Genomic DNA, 20,658 nt, shown 5'->3' with positions numbered 1-20,658 from the left:
CGCCTGGATCCGCGTGATCTGGCGCTGCTGGCTCGACGGTGTCCCCTACGACCCCGCCAAACACGGCGCCGCAGCGGCGCTCAACGAGTTCGTTGCTGCCTGAGGTTGACACAGGGAGTGTCATGCCCGCCCCCCGTCGCCGGCCGCGCCCTGGAAGAACGTGGTGGTGAGCAGGTGGTGGACGTCGCGGCGGGCCACCTCGCCCCGGCGCAGGCTCTCCCGGACCGCCACCAGCAGGCCGAAGACCGCGTTGCTGATCCAGCGGGGCGGCAGGTCGGCGCGGAGCAGGCCGGCCCGCTGGGCGGCGGCGAACAGCGCCACCTCCCGCTCCTCCAGCTCGTCCGACCGTCGCAGCAGGTCGGGGTGGACCGCCATGGCGTGGTCGGTCAGCCCGAACCCGTAGGCGTCCGCCACCTCGATCAGCCGCTCCAGCAACGCGTCGAGCACGCGCCGGATCTCCTCCGGGTCGGTCGAGGCCGCCCCCTCGGCCACCCCGGCGGCTTCCTGGGCCTGCTCCCACTCCGCCAGCGCCCGGTGTCCCAGCGCCACCATCAGCTCGTCACGGCTGCTGAAGTGGCGGTGCAGCGTGGCCCGGCTGATGCCGACGGCTTCGGCCAGCTCCGCCATGGAGGCCGTCGGGTCCTCGTTCAGATGACGGATCGCCGCCGTGAGTATCTGCTCGCGGCCCACACTCATGAGACACCTTCATATCGTCTGAGACAATTATGTCTCAGACGATACAACAAAGACGCTCAGTGCGGAAAGGCGTCCCGGCCTCCGTGGTACTCGTCCGGCCTGTCCACCAGCTCGTCCAGCGCCCGCCGCAGGTGGTCGAGCAGGCTCCACACGTCGTCCATCCGCTCGGGGCAGGCCACCACGCCGAAGTCGAGCATCCCGTCATAGGAGAAGCAGGTGATGTTGACCCCGCCGGTCGCGTCGCTCAGCACCGACATCGGGTAGTAGGACAGCACCCGGCTCCCGCACAGGTAGAGCGGGAACTGCGGCCCCGGCACGTTGCTGATGATCAGATTGACCGGCGGGCGGGCCGCCGAGACGAACCGGAAGATCGCCGGCGTGACGAGGCCCGTGACGGGCGAGGGCAGCACGGCGCACAGCTCGCTCAGCCAGCTCGTCGGCGCCAGCGCGAAGCGCCGCTTGGCCGCGCTCATCGTCTGGCCGACGACCCGCAGCCGCTCCTCGGGGTCGGCCGTGGTGGTCGGCAGCGGGGCGATCATGGCGGAGATCTGGTTGCCGACGCGCTCCTGCGCGCCGGCCGAGCGCACCGCCACGGGGACGGCGGCGATCAGCGGCTCGTCCGGCAGCGCGTCACGCTCCAGCAGCCAGGCCCGCAGCGCGGTCGTGCACAGCGCCATCACCACGTCGTTGCCGCTCATGCCGTTGGCCCTGGCGACGTTCTTGACGTCCTTCCAGGACACCGACCCGAACGCGAGGTGGCGGCGCGGGCTGATCGGCCCGTTGAACGGGGTCCGCGGCGCGGTCAGGCTGGGCAGGGGCGGACGCTCGCGCGGGTCGCCCGCCACCTTCCGGGCGGCCCTGGCGATCAGCCTCGATCCCGGCACGGTCGCGGCCAGCGGGATGGCGTCGAGATCGCCGGCCGCCCGCATGACCGACCGCAGCGCCCGCCCGGGATGCGCCACCCCGTTGGCGGCGGCCCCGGCCAGCATCGCGAGCAGGCCGGGCGCCTCCTCGCCCGCCGCGCCCGCCTTCGGCCGCGCGGACGCCATCTCCCGTACCACCCCGTCGCCCTCGTCACCGGACACGGCCGCCGGCCTGGAGGTCTTGCCCGTACGGGTGGCGCAGTGGGGGAGCGGACCGGTCTCGGGAGCGAGGTCGAGGAGGGCGGCGAGCGTCTCGGCGCCGGAGACGCCGTCGATCGCCGCGTGGTGGACCTTCGTGTAGACGCCGGCCTTCCCGCCCGCCAGCCCGTTGATCAGATGCATCTCCCACAGCGGGTGCGTCCGGTCCAGCCGGCGGGCGTGGATCTCCGCCACGGCCTCCGCCAGCTCCCGTTCGCCGCCCGGCGCGGGGAGCGTCATCTCGAACAGGTGGTTGTCGATGTCGAACTCCGGATCGCCGGCCCAGTACGGGTGATCCAGACCGAGCGGCACCTCCACCAGCCGGAGCTGGAGCGCCGGCGCCAGATGCAGGCGCTCCAGCAGGAGGTCGGCGAGCGCCTGACGGTTCAGGCGGCCGTCGGCGGCGTCGAGGATCGCCAGTCCGGCCACGTGCGCGGCGGTGGTCGCCGTCTCGACGTTGAGGAACTGCGCGTCGAGCGCGGTCAGCTGGCGCATCTGATCTCCCATTTCCCTAGGGTGTGGTCAGCATCACATGAAGGGATTTCCATAACGTTTCTGCGCGAGTCTTTCAGATGAATTGCCGGGGGCTGTGCGCGCCGTGCCCGAATACCCAGCTCAACCGAGATGCGTGACATTTTCCTAACCACGCACCACGTAAATGGGATGTTGCACGACGGCGTCGAAGTGATAGCCCGCCGGATGCCAGGGGGTGACCAGCGGCTGGGTGACGCCCGACGCGTCGGTGGCCCTGGCCATGAGCACGTGCGGGCCCGGATGGTCGGGCACCCACATGACATGCCATGGCAACCAGGCGCCGACCAGGTGATGTCCGCGATGATCGGCGTCGCGCCAGCTCCAGCCGCCGTCGAAGCTGACCTCCACGCGCACGATCCGCCCCCGGCCCGACCACGAACGGCCGCGCAGCACCAACGGCTCGCCCAGTTGCACCCGGGCGTCCCAGGCGAGCTCGAAAGCGCTTTTCACCGGCTGCCGCGCGACCCCCCGGTAAAAGACAGTGTTCCACGGCGTGAGAACCGTGGTCGTGCAGACTTCAATATCGCCGAGCCATTTGATCGACGCGATTCCGGCCCAGCCGGGGACGACCAGCCGGGCCGGAAATCCATGGTCCGGCGGCAGCGGCTCGCCATTCATTTCATAGGCCACGAGCACATCGTCCATGGCTTTCCACACGGGCAGCGGCCGGCGGACGCGCCCGTACCTCTCGAACGGCGCGTCCAGCCCGCAGGCCACCACGTCGACCGCCTCGTCACGCACTCCCGCCTCACGCAGCACCTCGCTCAGCGGCACGCCGCGCCACCGGGCCACCCCGATGGCGCCGAGCCCCCACTGCGCGCCGGGGGCGGCCGTGCCCTGCTGGGTCGCGTAGAAGCGCCGGCCGTTGCCCGCGCACTCGATGGCCGCGTCGAGGGTGCGGGCCGGCATGCGCAGCAGGTCGTCGTAGCCGAACTCGACCTGCCGCCGCACCCCCCGGCCGTGCACCCGCAGCCGCCACGTCGCCGCGTCGAGCCGCGGGGTGAAGGTGTGGTGGCGCACGAAGAAGCGGTCGGTGGGCGTGTGGTAGCCCTGCCCCGCCATGCTCTCCCACCGCATCTCGGCGTTCCCGCTGCCCAGAGCCAGGGCACGCGAAGAGGGACCGCCGTCTTCGCCGACGCTGTCGGCGTCCGCGGCGTGCCGGATGAACAGCTGGTCGGGCAGCGGCTTGACGACCGCGCCCAGAGTCCCCCTCAACGCCTTTCACCTCCTGGCCATGTCACTGTGGGCGTACGAGGGGAAACCGGCCGCAGTGGATCGCTCCAGCCGGATACGACCGGGACATACCCAAATCACCGGCAGGCGAACGGCCTCTGCGACGGCGGGACGTCCTGTTTGTTGCTTCTACCGAAGCCCATCATCGGCAACCCCATGGGAACTGCCGACATAGGTGACATCAACGGAGATTTCTTGCGGGCAGGTCAGCGCCCCAGGAACTTCAGCAGCCGATCGAGCGGCCAGGTGTTGATGACGTCGTCGGTCGTCAGCCACGCCCGCTGCGCGATGCCGATGCCGAACCGCTGGTGGGCGAGGTGCGGGATGGCGTGGGAGTCGCTGTCGATCGAGAACTTGACCCCGTGGTGCTTGGCCAGCCGCACCAGGTCGGCCGGCAGGTCGGAGCGGTCGGGGTAGGAGTCGATCTCCATGGCGGTGCCCGTGCGGGCGGCGGCGCGGAAGACGGCGTCCCAGTCGGCGTCGACCATGCCGCGCTTGCCGATCTTGCGGGTGGTCGGGTGGCCGATGATGTCGACGTACGGGTTTTCGCAGGCGGCGATGAACCGGCGGGTCATCTCGTCGCGGCCCATCGTGAAATGGGAGTGGACCGACGCCACGCACACGTCGAAGCCGCGCAGGATCTCGCCGGGCCAGTCGACCGAGCCGTCGGGCGCGATGTTGAGCTCGGTGCCGTGGAGCAGCCGCATGCCGGGGTGGCGCGCCTGCAGCGCGGCCACCCGCTCGCGCTGCTCCAGCGCCTTGTCGAGGGTCATCCGCTGCATCGCCAGGTCGGGGGCGTGATCGGTGACCGCGTAGTAGGAGTAGCCCAGGGCGGCCCCGGCCGCCACCATGTCGTCGAGCGACGCGATGCCGTCGGTCAGGTCGGTGTGGGTGTGCAGGTCGCCGCGCAGGTCGGACAGCTCCACCAGGACGGGCAGCTCGCCGGCCAGCGCCGCCTTCACCTCGCCGCCGTCCTCGCGCATGGGCGGCGGCACGAACCGCATGCCGAGCGCCGCGTAGATCTCCTCCTCCGACTCCGAGGCGATCACCCGCTCGCCCTCGAACAGCCCGTACTCCGAGAGCTTCCAGCCCTTCTTGACCGCGATCTCGCGGACCGCGACGTTGTGCTCCTTGGAACCGGTGAAGTACTGCATCGCCGCGCCCCACGACTCCGCGGGCACCACGCGCAGGTCGACCTGCATGCCGGAGGTGGTGCGGACGGACGTCTTCTTCGCGCCCGCCGCGATCACCTCGGCGACGTAGGGCTGGGCGCGGAACTCCTCCATGATCGACTCGGGCGCGACGGCCAGGATGTCGATGTCGCCGATCGTGTCGCGCATCCGGCGCAGCGACCCGGCGTAAGCGACGCGCTCGGCGGCCAGCGAGGCCATCACCTGCTCCGCCAGGGCCATGGCGACCCCGATGTGGACCCGGAGGCCGGACTGCTCCAGCTGCTCGACGCCCTTGAGCAGGTTGGCCAGCGTCTTCGGGCCGAGCCCCTTGACCCCGTCGAGCCGGCCACCGCTGATCGCCTCGGCGAGCGCGGCGGGCGAGTCGACGCCGAACTCCTCGTAGAGCATGATCGCGGTCTTCGGGCCCAGCGTCGGCACGCGCGTCAGCCGCCTGACCCCCTCGGGCACCCGGCCGCGCAGGTCGTCGAGCTGGCGGAAGCTGCCACGCCGGAGGAACTCCTCCATCTTCTTGGCGATCGCCTCGCCCACGCCGGGCACGCCGCGCACGTCGACCGCCGCGATGTCGTCGGGGTAGCCGGCGATCGCCTTCGCGGCCTTCTGGTAGCTCCGCACCCGGAAGGCGTCGCCGCCGGTGAGCGCGAACAGCTCCGCGTATTCCTGGAGAGCGGCGGCCGCCTCGTCGTTTGCCCGTGCCATGCGCCCCAGCTTAGGGTGCCGCTCCGACAATTCGGCGGCCGTTGCGGCGCAGCACGCCCAGCGCCCACACGGTGATCGCGCCCCGCCAGTCGAGCGCCCCGGCGGGCGAGACGCGGGCGTACTCGACGCTCCAGCCGCCGTCGTCGCGCTGCTCGCCGGCCAGCCGGTCCAGGTCCGCCTCGACCACGCCGGGCGCGAACAGCTCACGCGCCGGGCGGCCGGGGTACGGGGCGAAGTCGAGCGGCCGCAGCGCCTCGTCCGCCGTGCCGCCCGCCACCGGCACCCGCCCGTCCGCGGGCACCAGCTTCGCCAGCCGCGCCAGCAACCCGGCGGCCTCCGGGCGCGACTCGTACACGGCGTCCAGGAAACGCACCGCGAACGCCAGCACGTAAGCACCGGGCGGCTCCCGCAGCGCGCCGATCGCCTCCAGGCAGTAGTCGGTGGCCCGGCGCAGCCACGGGTGGGCGGCGACGGCCGGGTCATGCGCGGCCACGCGGTGCGCCATCGCCGCCGACACGCTGGTGATCTGCAGCGACGAGACCGACGGGTCGGCGCCCGCCCACCAGGGCGCGGTCGCGGCGGGCAGGCCGAGCGGCAGCGCGAACGGCAGCCCGCCGTCGTCGCGCGTCACCGACTCCAGCCACCCGCACAGCTCCGCCGCCCGCGGCGACGTCGCCGGAGCGATCTCCTCCAGCACCTCGAACGCGTGCAGCGCCGCGCCCGGCTGGCTCTCCGGCGAGCGCAGGTCGGGCTCCAGGCCCCACCCGTAGCCGCCGTCGGGATTGCGGTAGGCGTCGAGCGCGGCCAGCACGCCGGCCACGTCGCCGCCGCCCTCCATCAGCTCGAAGCGGCGGCGGTCGAGAACCCTGGCATGCCCCGCCATGAAGGAGGCGGCGGACGAACGGTCGTGACTCATGCGTCCATGCTCCGCCGTCCGCCGCCTCCGCGTCTTGTACCGATCGGACGTGTCAGAAACGGACCTCACGCGGCCGGTACGGCTCCGCCAGGTAGGCCAGCTCCTGGTCCGACAGCGACACCCCCACGGCCGCCACCGCGTCGTCCACGTGGCGGTCCTTGGTGGCGCCCACGATCGGCGCGTCGACCGCCGGCTGGTGCAGCAGCCAGGCCAGCGCGACCTGCGCGGCGGGCAGCCCGCGCTCGCGCGACAGCTCCGCCACCCGGTCGAGCACCTGGCGGTCGGCCTCCGGCGCGTACAGGGCCTCGATGCGCGCGTCGGAGCCCGTCCTCGCCGTCTCGGCGGGCGCGCCCGCGCGGGCCAGCACGCCGCGCGCCAGCGGGCTCCACGGGATCACGCCCACCCCCTGGTCGAGGCAGAGCGGCAGCATCTCGCGCTCCTCCTCGCGGTAGAGCAGGTTGTAGTGGTTCTGCATCGATACGAACCGGGTCCAGCCGTGCAGCTCCGCCACGTGCTGCGCCTTGGCGAACTGCCACGCCCACATGGTCGACGCCCCGATGTAGCGGGCCTTGCCCGCCTTGACCACCTCGTGCAGCGCCTCCATGGTCTCCTCGATCGGCGTCTCGGGGTCCCACCGGTGGATCTGGTAGAGGTCCACGTGGTCGGTGCCGAGCCGGCGCAGCGAGGCGTCGATCGAGGCGTGCACGTGCTTGCGTGACAGGCCCCCGTCGTTGGCGCCCCGGCCCATCGGGAAGAACACCTTGGTCGCCAGCACGTAGTCGTCGCGGCTGCGGAAGATCTTGCGCAGCAGGTTGCCGGTGACGACCTCGCTGACGCCGCGCGAGTAGATGTCGGCGGTGTCGAAGAACGTCACGCCCGCGTCGGCCGCCCGGCGGACGATCGGCTCCGCCGCGTCCTCCGTCAGCGCCCATTCCTGCTTGCCCGGATCGCCATAGCTCATCATGCCCAGGCAAATACGAGAAACTTTCAAGCCGGTGTCACCGAGCCGTGTGTATTCCATGGGGCAACTTTAGGGCAGCCTGCGGCGTTGCGATGCGCCGGGAGGTTCTGTACAACGGAGTGTCCAAAAGCGGAAAGAACCCTTTACAGATCCGCTCGGATCGGGTCGATTGGGATGGGGGCGGGCCTTTTCCCGCCAGGGCGGGATCGGGCCACTCAACGGGGAGACGGGTGAACGTAGCCGACATCGTTCACCGTCTGCGCTCGTCGGCGTACTCACCGCTCGTCATCGGCGGCATCGGGCTGGCGGCCGGCGCGCTGGGGCTCTCCGCGGCGGTGTTCTCCGGCCTGGCGGGCTCCGGCGACGCCGTGGCCGGGTCGCTCACGCTGCTCGCCCTGCTGGCGGTGCACGCCTCGTTCGTGCTGGGCGTGCTGCTGGGCGGCGACGGGCGGTGGTGGATCTTCGGGGCGCAGGTCTGGCTGACGTACCTGCCGTTACCGCTGTTCGGAGCGGCCTGGACGCCCGTGTGCGGGCTGCTGGCCGGCGGGCTGCTGCTGCTGACCGGCCGGATCAGGTCGCCGGTTCTGGTGGCGCTCGCGCTGGCGTGCGGCCCGGTGCTGCTCGCGTTCCCGGACCTGGCCGACCGGGGCTGGGCCGTCGCCGCGCCGGCGGTCGGGTTGCTGGAGTACGTGATCGTCCACCTGGTCCTGCGCGGTGACAGGCTGTCGGACGCCCATGCCGAGGCCATCGGCAAGGCCGTCTCGCTGGAGCGCCGCCGCTTCACCAGGGACCTGCACGACCTGCTCGGGCACCGGCTCACCGCCCTGGTGCTCAAGCTCCAGCTCCTCCAGCGGCTGGTGGAGGAGGACGACGAGAAGGCGGGCGCCGAGCTGGAGGTGACGATCTCCCTGGTACGCGGCCTCGCCGCCGACGTGCGGGCGGTGGCGCACGGCACCCGCGGCCTGTCGCTGGAGGCCGAACTGAGCTCGGCCTCCGCCCTGCTGGAGTCCGTCGGCGTGCGCTGCCAGGTGCAGGTGTCCTGCCGGGAGCTCTCCCCGGGTGAGGCCGAGGCGCTCACCCACGCGCTGCGCGAGGGCGTGACGAACGTGCTCCGTCACACGGAGGCCAAGGAGTGCTCGATCCATCTTATGGAACGTCACAATCTGGTCCGGCTCACCATCCGCAACGACGGGGCGAGCCCGCGGCGCAAGACCGAGAGCGCCGGTCAGGGGCTGTTCAACGTGGCCGAGAGGATGGCCATGCTCGGCGGCTGGCTGGAGGCGACGCCGGCGCCCGAGGGGTCGTTCACCTTCACGGTTTATCTGCCGCACAACCGTTGATTGATGAAAAACACACAATAGAGAATTATTTTAACAGATATGAGTCATGTAATCTGCTACTAGACGTCAAGCGGGCTTCTGGAGCAATCTCATACGAGAACGCACCGGAGGTCGCACCTGATGGACCAGCACGAGCTGTACTGCCTGGCCGATCCCGTCTTCTACGACAACCTTGAGCACACTGACGCCGCGGATGCCGAATTCGCCATTCTCGGCCGGACCCTTCCCGCGAATTGGTTTCACGAGAAGACCGACACATGGTGTTATTTTGCTCCCACTGGCGCCCCGCCCCTGCCCGCCCAAGGCTGGAAGATCCACGTCTCCGCCCGGGTCGAGGACGCCGAGAAGGCGATCGAGACGGTCTGGGACTACTGCGTGCCCCGCGGGATCGCGTTCAAGTTCCTGCGCGGCCTCGCCGTGCTGGTCATGACGAACTCCAAGGCCGCCTCCCGCGCCTCCAGCGGCAAGCTCGTCACCATCTACCCCCGCGACGAGGCCCAGCTGGAGCTCGTCCTGAAGGAGCTGCGCGAGCTGCTGCAGGACGTGCGCGGCCCGTACATCCTGAGTGACCTGCGCTACGGCGAGGGCCCGCTGTACGTCCGCTACGGCGGGTTCGCCGAGCGGCACACCCTGTCCGGCTCCGGCGAGCGGGTGCTCGCCGTCGAGGACGGCGGCGGCCGGCTGGTGCCCGACGTGCGCGGCTCGACGTTCACGGTGCCGCCCTGGACGACGCTGCCCGAGTTCCTCCAGCCCCACCTGGCCGCGCGCAACGCCGTCACCACCTCGGAGCTCCCGTACCGGATCGAGAGCGTGCTCCACTTCTCCAACGGCGGCGGCGTCTACCTGGGCCGCGACTTACGCACCCAGGAACAGGTCGTGCTCAAGGAAGCGCGCCCGTACGCGGGACTGGACGCGGCCGGCCGCGACGCCGTGGCCCGGCTGGAGCACGAGCGGGCCATCCTCGAACGGCTGGACGGGCTGGCGGCCGTCCCCGCGCTCCGCGGCCACTTCGTCCTCGGCGAGCACCACTTCCTCGTGCAGGAGTTCGTCGACGGCGTGGCGCTGCAGCGGCGGCTCGTCCACCGCTTCCCCCTGACCCGCGCCACCTGTACCGAGCGGGACCTCGCCGAGTACACGGACTGGGCGCTGGAGACCCTGGAGCAGGTCGGGCGGGCCGTCGCCGCGCTGCACGAGCGCGGCGTGGTCTTCGGCGACCTGCACCCCGACAACATCCTGCTCACCGAGAGCGGACGGGTGGTGCTCATCGACTACGAGGTCGCCACCCTGCTCGCCGACGACACCCGCCCCGCGCTCGGGCACCCGGCCTTCGCGGCCCCCGAGGACCGGCGCGGCGCCGGCGTCGACGAGTACGCGCTCGCCTGCCTGCGGCTGGGGCTGTTCGCCCCCCAGTGCACGATCATGCTGCCGCTGCACCGCCCCAAGGTCGTCCAGCTCGGGCGGCTCGTCGCCGAGACGTTCCCGGTACCGCCCGCGTACCTGGACGAGACCGTCGGGATCATCGCGGGCGACGCCGGTGAGCCGGCGCCGATGCCGCTGCCGGGCTCCGCCCCCTGGCCGGAACTGCGCGACGCGATGTGCCGGGCCATCCTGGCGTCGGCCACGCCGCAGCGGGACGACAGGCTCTTCCCCGGAGACGTCACCCAGTTCCGGCCGGGCGGCGGGCTCAACATGGCCACCGGCGCCGCCGGCGTCCTCTACGCGCTGCACGCCACCGGCGCGGGCCGCTTCCCCGAGCACGAGGAGTGGCTGCGCAAGCGGGCGCCGCACCCCGTCCCCGGCTCAGGCCTCGGACTGTACGACGGGCTGCACGGCATCGCGTACGTGCTCGACCTGCTCGGGCACCGGCAGGACGCGCACGACCTGGTCGAGATCGCCATGCGCGAGAACTGGGAGCGCCTGGAGTCCGCCCTGCACTCGGGACTGTCCGGCATCGGGCTGAACCTGCTGCGCCTGGGCCGCACCGACGAGGCGCTGCGCGCCGCCGGCATCTGCGCCGACCGGCTCGGCGACGTCGGCGACGTGCCCGAGACCAGCGGCGGCGAGCACCCGCGCGCCGGGCTCCTGTACGGCTCGTCCGGGCCCGCCCTGCTGTTCCTGCACGCCTACGAGCACACCGGCGACACGGCGCTGCTCGACCTGGCCGAGCGCGCCCTCCGGCAGGACCTGCGCCGCTGCGCCCACGCCGTGGACGGCTCGCTCCAGGTCAACCAGGGCTGGCGGCTGCTGCCGTACCTCGACGAGGGATCCGTCGGCATCGCCGCCGTCCTGGCCCGCTACCTGGCCCACCGCCACGACGACGAGCTGGCGACCGCCCTGGCCGAGCTCAAGCTGGTGGCCCGGTCCGGGTTCTTCGTCCAGCCCGGCATGTTCACCGGCCGCGCCGGCATCATCGCCGCATTGGCCGGCGACCCCGTGATCGAACCGCACATCAAGTCCCTGAGCTGGCACGCGCTCCCGTACGGGGAAGGGCTCGCCTTCCCCGGTGACCAGCTCCTGCGGCTGTCCATGGATTTCTCGACCGGAACGGCGGGCGTGCTGTTCGCCATCGGCACGGCCCAGGGCGAACGTCCGTGCCGTCTGCCGTTCCTCGAGGCCGCACCCGAGCGGCCTCTCGGCACCGAGTCCCCGAAGGAGGTGTAATCACATGGTTCTTCTCGACCTGCAGGGTCTGGAGGCTCCGGCGTCGACCGACGTGGCCAGCGGCGGCAGCTCGCTGACTGTCCTCACGTGCCACTCCGGCAAGCCCAGCAACCTGAGCGTCGCCATCTGCCACTGATCCTGTGTGGCCTAGGGTCCCCGTACCGCTGATACCGGCACGGGGGCCCTTCCCAACTCAGCCCCGTAGTACCAAGGTACCCCCAAGGAGGCTCCCGGTGCGGGCCCAAGACCGGCTGGTGCTGGACGCGGTACGGCGCGGCGGCCCGTGGCCGGCCGTCCTGGCCGGCACCGCGATCGGCGGCGCCGCCGCCGAGCTGGCCCTGCCGTACGCGATCGGCCGCGCCGTCGACGCCCTCCTCGCCACCGGGCCCGACCGGGTCTTCTGGCTCGGGCTGTGCGTGGCCCTGGTCGCCGCCGCGACGCTGTGCGAGAGCCTAGGCGTGTGGGCGCGCGGCGCCAGCGTCGCGCACGCCGCGTCCCGGCTGCGGTTGCGCGTGCTCCGGCACGTGCTCGGCGCCGGACCCCTGATGACCCGCCGGTTCCCCGAAGGGGAGCTGGTCACGCGCGCCGGCCTGAACGCCGAGGAGGTCGGCCGCGCGCCCGAGGCGGTGACCGGCGCGCTGTCGCTCATGGTGCCCACCGTGGGGGCGCTGGTCGCGCTCGTCCTCATCGACCCGCGGCTCGCGCTCGCCCTCGTCGGCGGGGTGGCGGTCATCCTGGTCGTGCTCCGCGCCTTCCTGCGCGCCAGCACCGCCATCGCGGGCGGCTACCAGGAGGCGCAGGGCGAGATCGCGGGCCGGCTGGTCGACGCGCTCGACGGCGCCCGCACCATCGCCGCCGCCGGCACCGCCGCCACCGAGGCGCGCCGCGTCCTCGCGCCGCTGCCCCGGCTCCGCGCGCACGGCATGGACCTGTGGCGGGCCAACGCCTCCTCCGGCGTGCGGGCCGGTCTCGTCGTGCCGCTGGTCGAGGTGGCGGTCCTCGCCGCCGGCGGCCTCCTGCTCGCGGCCGGCGACCTCACCGTCGGCGAGCTGTACGCGGCCGCCCGGTACGCGGTGCTGGGCGCCTCCCTCAGCTCGGCCCTCGGCTACTTCGGCGGCCTCGCCCGGGCACGATCGGCGGCGTCCCGCGTCCACGACATCCTCACCACCCCCACCCCCTCCTACGGCACCCGAACCCTCCCCGAGTCCCCCAACGGACCCCCCTCTCCACAGACCGTTAACTCACCCACCGAGGTTCCGGCGTCGTCGAACGGGACCCCCTCTCCGCAGACCGCCACCTCACCCGCCGAGGTCCCGGCATCTCCGGAGGGTGGTGTTGTCTCCTCTTCGTCCACGGCAGGGGTGTTTGGCCCGTGCGGGGGGAAGGCGGCAGGTTCGCCTCGTATTCCTCCGGTGTGCGGCGGGCGGGGGACGGTGGAGTTCCGGGACGTGGTCGTCGACGGGCTCGCTGTGCCGCGGCTGGTGATCCCCGGCGGGTCCGTCACCGCCGTCGTCGGTCGTTCGGGGTCCGGGAAGTCGCTGCTCGCCGCGCTCGCCGCCCGGCTGGCCGACCCGGCGCGCGGCACCGTACTGCTCGACGGGGTCCCGCTGCCCGAGCTGACGCGCGCCGGGCTGCGCCGCGCTGTCGGGTACGCGTTCGAACGGCCCGTCCTGGTCGGCGAGACCGTCGGCGAGGCCATCGGCCCCGGGTCCGTACAGGCTGCTGCCCGCGCGGCCCGTGCCGACGACTTCGTACGCCGGCTGCCGGCCGGGTACGACACCCCGCTGGACGCCGCGCCCATGTCCGGCGGCGAGCGGCAACGGCTCGGCCTGGCCCGCGCCTTCGCACGCGGCGAGCGGCTGCTGGTGCTCGACGACGCCACCTCCAGCCTGGACACCGTCACCGAACGCCAGGTCTCCCTGGCGCTCACCGCGGACCCCCGCGGCCGCACCCGGATCGTCGTCGCCCACCGCCTCGCCACCGCCGCCCGCGCCGACCAGGTCGTCTGGCTGCACGACGGCGCCGTCCGCGCCGTCGCTCCGCACCACGACCTGTGGCCCGACCCCGACTACCGGGCGGTCTTCCAGGGAGCCACCCCATGACCCTCCACCCCACCCAGCACCCAGGCCGCCCTCCAACCAGACCGCCCTCCCAGATCACCCCCGTTCGCGCCGCCCACCACCGGGTCACTCCTCGGAAGGGAACGAGGAGGCCCGCGTCCAGGCCGGGCGTCCTCCGCCGGACCTCGGCCGCGCGCGCCACCCCGATCACCGCCGTTCGCGCGGCCCGGCACCCGGTCACTCTGCGGAAGGGAACGCGGGGGCCCAAGTCCCGGCCGCGCGCTGCCCGCTGGACCTCGGTCGCCCGCGCCGCGCCGATGGCCGCCGCTCGGCGTCCGGGCACTCCCTGGACGCGGGGAGGTGCCGGGTGACGGGGATGGTGTGGCGGGCGGTGTGGCGGCGGCCGGGGCAGGTCGCCAGGATCGGCGCGTGGTCCGTGCTGGAGGCGCTGCCCGCGTTCCTGATCGGGCACGCCGTGGCGCGGGCCATCGAGGACGGGTTCGCCGCGGGCAGCGTGGGGACGGGGCTCGGCTGGCTGGCGGCGCTGGGAGGCGCGTGGGTGGTGGCGGCGCTGGCCGCGCGTCAGGTGGTGCTCGCGGTGGCGGCCGTCGCGGAGCCGTTCCGCGACGACCTGCTGACCCGCGTGGTGGAGGGCGCCGTACGGGAAGGCCAGGACAGTTCGGCGGTCGCCAGGGCCGGGATGCAGGTCGAGCTGGCCAGGGACGCCTTCGCCGCCGTCGTCACCACCGTGCGCGGGTTCGCGTTCACCGCCGGTGGCGTGCTGCTCGGCATGCTGACCCTGGCCCCGGGGGCGCTGGTGCTGGTGCTGCCGCCGTTCGCCGCCGGGCTCGGGCTGTTCCTGATGTCGCTGCCGCTGCTGGCGCGGCGGCAGCGGGCCTTCCTGATCGCCGACGAGGAGCTGGCCGCGGCCATGGCCGTCACCGCCGGCGGCCTGCGGGACATCGTCGCGTGCGGGGACGAGGACCGGGTGGCCGACCGGCTGGCAGGCCGGGTGGAGGCGCAGGCCGCCGCCGCCCGGGCCCTCGCCCGCGTGACCGCCGTCCGCACCGCCGCGCTCGGGGTCGGCGGGTGGCTGCCGGTCGTGCTGGTGCTGGCCGGGACCCCGTGGCTGGCCTCCGGGGGAGCGGGCGCGGGCGTCATCGTCGGCATGCTCGCGTACCTCACCCAGTCGCTGGTCCCCGCGCTGAACGGCCTCGTCCACGGCCTCGGCGTGAGCGGGGTGCGGCTGGTGGCGACGCTGTCGCGGATCGTCGCGGGGGCGCCGCCGGAGCCGCCCGCCGCCCCGCGCGCGCGGCCCGCGGGCGCGGAGGTGACGCTGCGCGGCGTGACGTTCGCGTACGGGCCGCACTCGGAGCCCGTCGTGGACCGCCTGGACCTGCGGGTGCCGGAAGGCGACCACCTCGCCGTGGTGGGACCGAGCGGGGCGGGCAAGTCCACGCTCGCCGCGCTCATGGCCGGGGTGCTGCGGCCCGGCGCGGGGGAGGTGACCATCGGCGGCGTCCCCGCGCACGCGGCCGACCAATCCGCGCGGGTGCTCATCCCGCAGGAGGCGTACGTCTTCCGCGGCACGTTGCGGGAGAACCTCACCTACCTGAGCGACGGCGCGGACCCCGGGCCGGCGGTGGCCGCGCTGGGCGCGGAGTGGCTCGTCGAGCGGATCGGCGGGTACGGCGCGCTGGTCGAGCCGAAGGCGCTGTCCGCCGGGGAACGGCAGCTCGTCGCGCTGGTGCGGGCCTACCTGTCGCCCGCCCGCCTGATCATCCTGGACGAGGCGAGCTGCCACCTCGACCCCGCCGCCGAGGCCCGCGTGGAGGATGCGTTCACGCGGCGCGGCGGCACGCTGGTGGTCGTCGCGCACCGGCTCACCTCGGCCCTGCGCGCCCGCCGCATCCTGCTCATGGACGGCTCACGTACGACCGTGGGCAGCCACGAGGAGCTGATCCGCCGATCGCCGCTCTACGCCGACCTGGCCGGTCACTGGCAACCGGAGACCGTCCCCTGAGAGACCCGGGATGTGCCATGAGATATCCAGAAACCGTGCGCCTGCCGCTCGTGGAAGACCTCCACGGCCACCGCGTCGCCGACCCGTACCGCTGGCTGGAGGACCCCGGCAGCCCCGAGACCAAGGCGTGGCTCGCCGAGCAGGACGAGCTGTGGCGCGGCGCCGCCCCGCCCCTGCGCGAGGCGTTCCACGCGCGGCTGACCGAGCTCGGCGCCGTCGGCATGGTCACGCCGCCCGTGTGGCGCGGCGAGCGCTGCTTCCACCAGAGCCAGTCCGCCGGCCAGGAGCACCCGGTGCTGTACCGCGACGGCGTGCCGGTGCTGGACCCGATGGAGCTCGACCCCGCCGGCCTGACCACCCTCGACGACTGGCACCCGGGCCCGGACGGCAGACTGCTGGCGTACCAGCTCTCCCGCAGCGGCGACGAGCGGGCGGACCTCTACGTGCGCGACCTCGACACGGGCCTGGTGCTCGACGGCCCGATCGGCGGCTGCCGCTACTCCCCGGTCGCGTGGCTGCCCGGCGGCGACGCGTTCTACTACGTGCGCTTCCACGAGGGCGTGTTCCTGCACCGGCTCGGCGTCGCCGAGGACGTGCCGGTGTGCGGCGCGGGCGCCGTGGCGTACGGGATCTCGATCAGCCCCGACGGCCGGTGGCTGCTCGTCTCGGCGGGCGGGTCCGCGTACCAGGACGTGTGGGTCGCCGACCTGGCGCGCGGCGGCCCGGAGGAGCCGTCACTGCGCGCCGCCCAGCGGGGCGTGCGGGCGCGCACCGCCGCGGGGATCGGCCCGGACGGCCGGCTCTACCTGCTGACGGACAGGGACGCGCCGCGGCGCAGGCTGTGCGTGGCCGACCCGGCCGAGCCGGACCGCTGGCGCGAGCTGGTCCCCGAGGACCCGGACGCCGTGCTCGGCGCCTTCACCGTCCTGGAGGGCGGCAGGCTCCTGGTCTCTGCCGTCCGCCACGCCGTCGCGGAGATCACCGTGTACGACGCGGAGACCGGAGAGCCCGCCGGGCCGGTGCCGCTGCCGGGCAACGGCTCTGTGGGCGCGTTCACGTCCCGGCCGGGCCGCGGGCACGAGGCCTGGTTCAGCTACACCGACGCGGTCACCCCGCCCCAGGTGTGGCGGTACGACGCGCGCGGCGGCACGGCGGAGCTGTGGGCGGCGCCGCCCGGCCAGGCGCCCGCGCCGGACGTGGAGAGCCGGCACGTCGAGTACGAGTCCGCCGACGGCACCCGCATCCGCATGATCGTCATCGCCCGCCCGGACACCGGGGGCGGGCCGCGCCCGGCGATCCTGAACGGCTACGGCGGGTTCGGCGTCCCCCTGCTGCCCGGCTACGCCGCGGACTCGCTCGCCTGGGTGGCGGCCGGCGGCGTGCTCGCCATCGCCAACCTGCGCGGCGGCGGCGAGGAGGGGGAGGCCTGGCACCGCGACGGCATGCTGGACCGCAAGCAGAACGTGTTCGACGACTTCGTCGCCGCCGCCGAGAAGCTGATCGCCGACGGCTGGACCACCCCGGACCGGCTGGCCGTCTGGGGAGAGTCGAACGGCGGGCTGCTCGTCGGCGCCGCCATCACCCAGCGGCCCGACCTGTTCGCGGCCGCGGTCTGCTCGGCGGGCCTGCTCGACATGGTCCGCTACCACCACTCCGGCCTCGGGCCGTCCTGGGTGGCCGAGTACGGGTGCGCCGACGACCCGGAGCAGCTCCCGTGGCTGCTCGCGTACTCGCCCTACCACCGGGTCAGGGAGGGGGTGGACTACCCGGCGACGCTGTTCACGGTGTCGGCCGCGGATACCCGGGTGGATCCGATGCACGCCCGCAAGATGTGCGCGGCGATGCAGCACGCCACCTCGGGGGACCGGCCGATCCTGCTTCGGCACGAGCCGGACGTCGGCCACGGCGCCCGGGCGGCGAGCCGCTCGATCGCGCTGGCGGCCGACGCGCTGGCGTTCATCGCGCGGCACACCTCAGATCCAGCCGGCCTCGCGGGCGATGCGGATGGCGTCGATGCGGCTGCGGGCGCCCAGCTTGGCGGTGGTCCGGTGCAGGTAGTTGCGGACGGTTCCCTCCCCTAAGAACAGGGACGCGGCGATCTCCGGCACCGACGCGCCCTCCGCGGCCGCGCCGATCACGTCCAGCTCCCGCCGGGTCAGCGGCGCGTCCGGCGGCCGCATGGCGGCGATCGCCAGCTCCGAGTCGATCACCCGTTCCCCGTCGGCCACCCGCCGGATGGCGTCCGCCAGGTGGCCGGGCGGCGCGTCCTTGGCCATGAAACCCCTCACGTGCACGTCCAGCGCCCGCTTGAGCAGCCCGGGCGTGCCGACCCCGGTGAGGATCAGCACGCCGCACTCCGGCAGCTCGTCGTGCAGCTCGCCCGCGGCGACCAGCCCGTCCTTGCCGGGCAGCGCGATGTCGAGCACGGCCACGTCAGGCCGGTGCTCCAGCGCGGAGGGCAGGATCTTGTCGCCTCTGTCGACCTCGGCGACGATCTCGATGTCCTCCTCGTAGGCGAGCAGGGCGACGAGCGCCCCGCGGACCAGATGCATATCCTCAGCCAGCATGGTGCGGATCATCGCGGATTCCTCGCGGTCTGTGGGGTCCTGGTCACTGCGGGGCTACATACCCAGCCATGTAGGCCGGAAAAGCGCGATTCAGAACGGGCCGCGGGGCATGATCATGGTGACGCCCGCCACCGAGCCGATCGAGGCGAGCGCCTTGCCGGCGTCGGCCAGCCCGATCGTCCGGGTGACGAGCTGGTCGGGGTGGAGCACGCCCGCCCTGATCAGCTCCAGCATGCGCGGGTAGGCGTGCGCGGCCATCCCGTGGCTGCCGAGCAGCCGCAGCTCCTGGGCGATCACCCGGCCCATCGGCACCGGCGTCGCCGCGCCGGGCAGCAGCCCGACCTGGACGTGGCGGCCCCGGCGGCGCAGGCTCTCGACGGACGCGGCGCAGGTCCGCGGGCTGCCCAGCGCGTCGATCGACACGTGCGCGCCGCCCCTGGTCAGCTCGCGCACCTGGGTGGCGGAGTCGCCCGCGGAGCCGTCGACGAAGTGGGTGGCGCCCGCCAGCTCGGCCAGATGGAGGGCGTCGCCGCTGATGTCGACGGCCACCACCCTGGCCCCCACCGCGGTGGCGATCATGATGGCGGACAGGCCGACGCCGCCGCAGCCGTGCACCGCGACCCACTCGCCCGGCCGCACCTCGGCGACCTGGTCGACCGCACGGAAGGAGGTGGCGAACCGGCAGCCGAGCGAGGCCGCGGTCGCGTACGACATCTCCTCCGGCAGCGCGACCAGGTTGACGTCGGCGTGGTCGATCGACACCAGCTCGGCGAAGGAGCCCCAGTGGGTGAACCCCGGCTGCGTCTGCCGCTCGCACACCTGCTGCTCGCCGGCCTGGCACGCCGCGCAGGACCCGCACGCGCACACGAACGGGACCGTCACCCGCGCCCCCGGCCGCCAGCCGCGCACCTCGCCCCCGACCGCCTCCACGACCCCGGCCAGCTCGTGGCCGGGCACGTGCGGCAGCACCCGGATGTCGGGGTCGTGCCCCTGCCAGCCGTGCCAGTCGCTGCGGCACAGGCCGGTGGCCTCGACGCGGATCACCGCCCCGTGCGGGGCGGGCGCCGGGTCGGGCAGCTCGCGCAGGTCGAGCTCGCCACCGAATTCGTCGTAGGCAACAGCACGCATCTCATGAGCTTAGAGTGAGCCGCCGCAGCTCGCACAGGCCTCGCGTCACGGTCCCGTTCCGCAAGACAGCGCACTGTGACCTGGTGACGGGTGTCAACCCCCCTTCCCAGGACAGATGAGGGGCATGGGACAGGATCTGGATAAAGCACGGTTTACCGAGGACGAATTTCTGCGGTTCGGCGAGCGGCTCCACGAGCAGCTCACGGTGCTGCGCGAGCTGCTCGACCGCCCCGGCTTCGGCGAGGGGCCGGTCACGATCGGCGCGGAGCTGGAGCTCTTCCTCGTCGACGAGCAGGGCAGGCCGCTGCCGCGCAACAGCGAGGTGCGCGACCGCCTCGGCGATCCCCGCGTGGTGCTGGAGCTGGGCCGCTACAACATCGAGGTGAACCTCACCCCCATCCCGCTGGCCGGGCGGCCGTTCGAGCGGCTGGGGGCGGAGATCCAGGAGACGATGTGCATGGTTGACGAGGCCGTCGAGGGAGGCGGGGCGCTGCCCATCGGCATCCTGCCGACGCTCGACGTGGGCGACTTCACCGCCGACGCGATGAGCGAGGAGAACCGCTACGAGGCGTTGCGCAGGGGCCTGCGGCGGCTGCGGCTGGAACCGTTCCTGGTCAAGGTCGAGGACCTGGAACTGCGCGTGGAGAACGTCATCCTGGAGAGCGCCAACACCTCCTGGCAGGTGCATCTGCGGGTGCCGCCGAACCGGTTCGCCCGGCTGTTCAACGCCGCCCAGCTGGCGATCGGCCCGGTGCTGGCGGCCTGCGGGAACTCGCCGGCGTTCCTCGGCCGGACGCTGTGGGAGGAGACCAGGATCGCGCTGTTCGAGGAGGCGGCCGACGACCGCGACGTGGAGCGGCTCTACCGCAAGGACGGGCGGGTGACCTTCGGCTCCGACTGGGTGCGCGAGGGGGCGTACGAGCTCTTCGAACGGTACGTCAACGACTACGACCCCGTCGTGCCCAACCTCGTCGAGGACGGCGACCGTACGGACGTGCCCGAGCTGCGGCTGCACCAGGGCACCATCTGGCAGTGGAACCGGCCCGTCTACGACCCCGCCGACGGCGGCCACCTGCGCATCGAGATGCGCGCCCTGCCCGCCGGCCCGTCGTGCGCCGACATGACCGCCAACACCGCGTTCCTGCTCGGGCTGACGCTGGCGCAGGCCGAGCGCGATCTGACCGGCTACCGGTTCGCGGAGGCGTACCAGAACTTCTACCGCGCGGCCATGCACGGGCTGGACGCCAAGCTGTCGTGGCCGGGCCGAGACGGCGAGTTCGAGGCCGCCGACCTGGTGCTGAGCCTGCTGCCCGAGGCGCGCGCCGCGCTGCTGGCCAACGGCGTGTCCGTGAAGGACGCCGACGACGCGCTCGGCATCATCGAGCAGCGCACCCGGCTGCGCCGCACCGGCGCGGCCTGGCAGCGGGAGAAGCTGGCCGAGTTCGGCGGCGACCGGGCCCGGCTGGTGCGCCGCTACCGCGAGCTGGCACTGTCGGGGCTGCCGGTACACCTGTGGTCTTAGTGACGCA

The 20,658-nt window shown here is 73.2% G+C and carries 15 protein-coding genes; 7 read left to right on the top strand and 8 right to left on the bottom strand.

The genetic code is table 11. The features are described 5' to 3' along the window. Positions 1-120: 120 nt before the first annotated feature. The 6 genes from KME79_RS29445 to KME79_RS29420 all read right to left on the bottom strand — a co-directional run bounded on the left by KME79_RS29445 (position 121) and on the right by KME79_RS29420 (position 7,410). Positions 121-696 carry a TetR/AcrR family transcriptional regulator gene (locus KME79_RS29445; RefSeq protein ID WP_219547645.1) on the bottom strand — a complete coding sequence of 192 codons (576 nt, stop codon included), beginning with the start codon at positions 694-696 and terminating at the stop codon, positions 121-123. Between the two features lie 56 nt (positions 697-752). Continuing rightward, positions 753-2,312, bottom strand: a complete 1,560-nt coding sequence (locus tag KME79_RS29440; protein ID WP_219547643.1) for a WS/DGAT/MGAT family O-acyltransferase — start codon at positions 2,310-2,312, stop codon at positions 753-755. 144 nt (positions 2,313-2,456) lie between these two features. Next, positions 2,457-3,566 (bottom strand): sulfite oxidase, encoded by a 1,110-nt coding sequence (locus KME79_RS29435; protein ID WP_246640623.1) that lies wholly within the window; start codon positions 3,564-3,566, stop codon positions 2,457-2,459. A gap of 224 nt (positions 3,567-3,790) precedes the next feature. Then, positions 3,791-5,473 (bottom strand): DNA polymerase/3'-5' exonuclease PolX, encoded by a 1,683-nt coding sequence (polX, locus tag KME79_RS29430; protein ID WP_219547641.1) that lies wholly within the window; start codon positions 5,471-5,473, stop codon positions 3,791-3,793. A gap of 10 nt (positions 5,474-5,483) precedes the next feature. Beyond that, positions 5,484-6,389, bottom strand: a complete 906-nt coding sequence (locus KME79_RS29425) for a hypothetical protein (protein WP_219547639.1) — start codon at positions 6,387-6,389, stop codon at positions 5,484-5,486. A 52-nt stretch (positions 6,390-6,441) separates the two neighbouring features. Next, positions 6,442-7,410: an aldo/keto reductase gene (locus KME79_RS29420; protein WP_219547637.1), complete on the bottom strand. Its 969-nt coding sequence runs from the start codon at positions 7,408-7,410 to the stop codon at positions 6,442-6,444. Positions 7,411-7,580: 170 nt separating this feature from the next. On the opposite strand from KME79_RS29420, the gene KME79_RS29415 reads away from it, so the two are divergent. The 6 genes from KME79_RS29415 to KME79_RS29385 all read left to right on the top strand — a co-directional run bounded on the left by KME79_RS29415 (position 7,581) and on the right by KME79_RS29385 (position 17,515). Next, complete coding sequence (locus KME79_RS29415) at positions 7,581-8,690, top strand: sensor histidine kinase (protein ID WP_219547635.1); 1,110 nt, start codon at positions 7,581-7,583, stop codon at positions 8,688-8,690. 120 nt (positions 8,691-8,810) lie between these two features. After that, positions 8,811-11,351 carry a class III lanthionine synthetase LanKC gene (lanKC, locus tag KME79_RS29410; RefSeq protein ID WP_219547633.1) on the top strand — a complete coding sequence of 847 codons (2,541 nt, stop codon included), beginning with the start codon at positions 8,811-8,813 and terminating at the stop codon, positions 11,349-11,351. A gap of 4 nt (positions 11,352-11,355) precedes the next feature. After that, positions 11,356-11,487, top strand: coding sequence for a SapB/AmfS family lanthipeptide (locus tag KME79_RS29405; protein WP_148030620.1), 132 nt, complete (start codon positions 11,356-11,358; stop codon positions 11,485-11,487). A gap of 97 nt (positions 11,488-11,584) precedes the next feature. Further along, a complete protein-coding gene (locus KME79_RS45450; RefSeq protein ID WP_308249093.1) occupies positions 11,585-13,453 on the top strand; it encodes an ATP-binding cassette domain-containing protein in 1,869 nt (622 codons plus the stop codon). Positions 13,454-13,787: 334 nt separating this feature from the next. Beyond that, entirely contained in the window at positions 13,788-15,434 is a 1,647-nt protein-coding gene (locus tag KME79_RS29390; protein WP_219547661.1) for an ATP-binding cassette domain-containing protein, read from the top strand. 17 nt (positions 15,435-15,451) lie between these two features. After that, a complete protein-coding gene (locus tag KME79_RS29385; protein ID WP_219547631.1) occupies positions 15,452-17,515 on the top strand; it encodes a prolyl oligopeptidase family serine peptidase in 2,064 nt (687 codons plus the stop codon). On the opposite strand, the gene KME79_RS29380 is transcribed toward KME79_RS29385, so the two are convergent. Continuing rightward, on the bottom strand, positions 17,408-18,001 hold the full coding sequence (locus KME79_RS29380) for a response regulator transcription factor (RefSeq protein WP_372452489.1): 594 nt from the start codon (positions 17,999-18,001) through the stop codon (positions 17,408-17,410). The two genes, KME79_RS29385 and KME79_RS29380, sit on opposite strands and share 108 nt — an antisense overlap. A 90-nt stretch (positions 18,002-18,091) precedes the next feature. Next, entirely contained in the window at positions 18,092-19,129 is a 1,038-nt protein-coding gene (locus KME79_RS29375) for a zinc-dependent alcohol dehydrogenase family protein (RefSeq protein ID WP_219547627.1), read from the bottom strand. A 124-nt stretch (positions 19,130-19,253) separates the two neighbouring features. On the opposite strand from KME79_RS29375, the gene KME79_RS29370 reads away from it, so the two are divergent. Then, positions 19,254-20,651, top strand: coding sequence for a glutamate-cysteine ligase family protein (locus tag KME79_RS29370; RefSeq protein WP_148030625.1), 1,398 nt, complete (start codon positions 19,254-19,256; stop codon positions 20,649-20,651). The last annotated feature ends 7 nt before the right edge of the window (positions 20,652-20,658 follow it).

The sequence above is a fragment of the Nonomuraea harbinensis genome (genome assembly GCF_019396385.1).
GTDB classification, from domain to species: Bacteria; Actinomycetota; Actinomycetes; order Streptosporangiales; family Streptosporangiaceae; genus Nonomuraea; species Nonomuraea ferruginea.
This window is presented reverse-complemented; position numbering and strand designations above follow the sequence as displayed.

Coding starts and splice junctions, on each gene's coding strand:
- lanKC (WP_219547633.1), top strand. CDS start 8,811: ATGGACCAGCACGAGCTGTACTGCCTGGCCGATCCCGTCTTCTACGAC.
- KME79_RS29380 (WP_372452489.1), bottom strand. CDS start 18,001: ATGCTGGCTGAGGATATGCATCTGGTCCGCGGGGCGCTCGTCGCCCTG.
- KME79_RS29445 (WP_219547645.1), bottom strand. CDS start 696: ATGAGTGTGGGCCGCGAGCAGATACTCACGGCGGCGATCCGTCATCTG.
- KME79_RS29375 (WP_219547627.1), bottom strand. CDS start 19,129: ATGCGTGCTGTTGCCTACGACGAATTCGGTGGCGAGCTCGACCTGCGC.
- KME79_RS29420 (WP_219547637.1), bottom strand. CDS start 7,410: ATGGAATACACACGGCTCGGTGACACCGGCTTGAAAGTTTCTCGTATT.
- KME79_RS29440 (WP_219547643.1), bottom strand. CDS start 2,312: ATGCGCCAGCTGACCGCGCTCGACGCGCAGTTCCTCAACGTCGAGACG.
- KME79_RS29370 (WP_148030625.1), top strand. CDS start 19,254: ATGGGACAGGATCTGGATAAAGCACGGTTTACCGAGGACGAATTTCTG.
- KME79_RS29405 (WP_148030620.1), top strand. CDS start 11,356: ATGGTTCTTCTCGACCTGCAGGGTCTGGAGGCTCCGGCGTCGACCGAC.
- KME79_RS29425 (WP_219547639.1), bottom strand. CDS start 6,389: ATGAGTCACGACCGTTCGTCCGCCGCCTCCTTCATGGCGGGGCATGCC.
- KME79_RS29385 (WP_219547631.1), top strand. CDS start 15,452: ATGAGATATCCAGAAACCGTGCGCCTGCCGCTCGTGGAAGACCTCCAC.
- polX (WP_219547641.1), bottom strand. CDS start 5,473: ATGGCACGGGCAAACGACGAGGCGGCCGCCGCTCTCCAGGAATACGCG.
- KME79_RS29390 (WP_219547661.1), top strand. CDS start 13,788: ATGGTGTGGCGGGCGGTGTGGCGGCGGCCGGGGCAGGTCGCCAGGATC.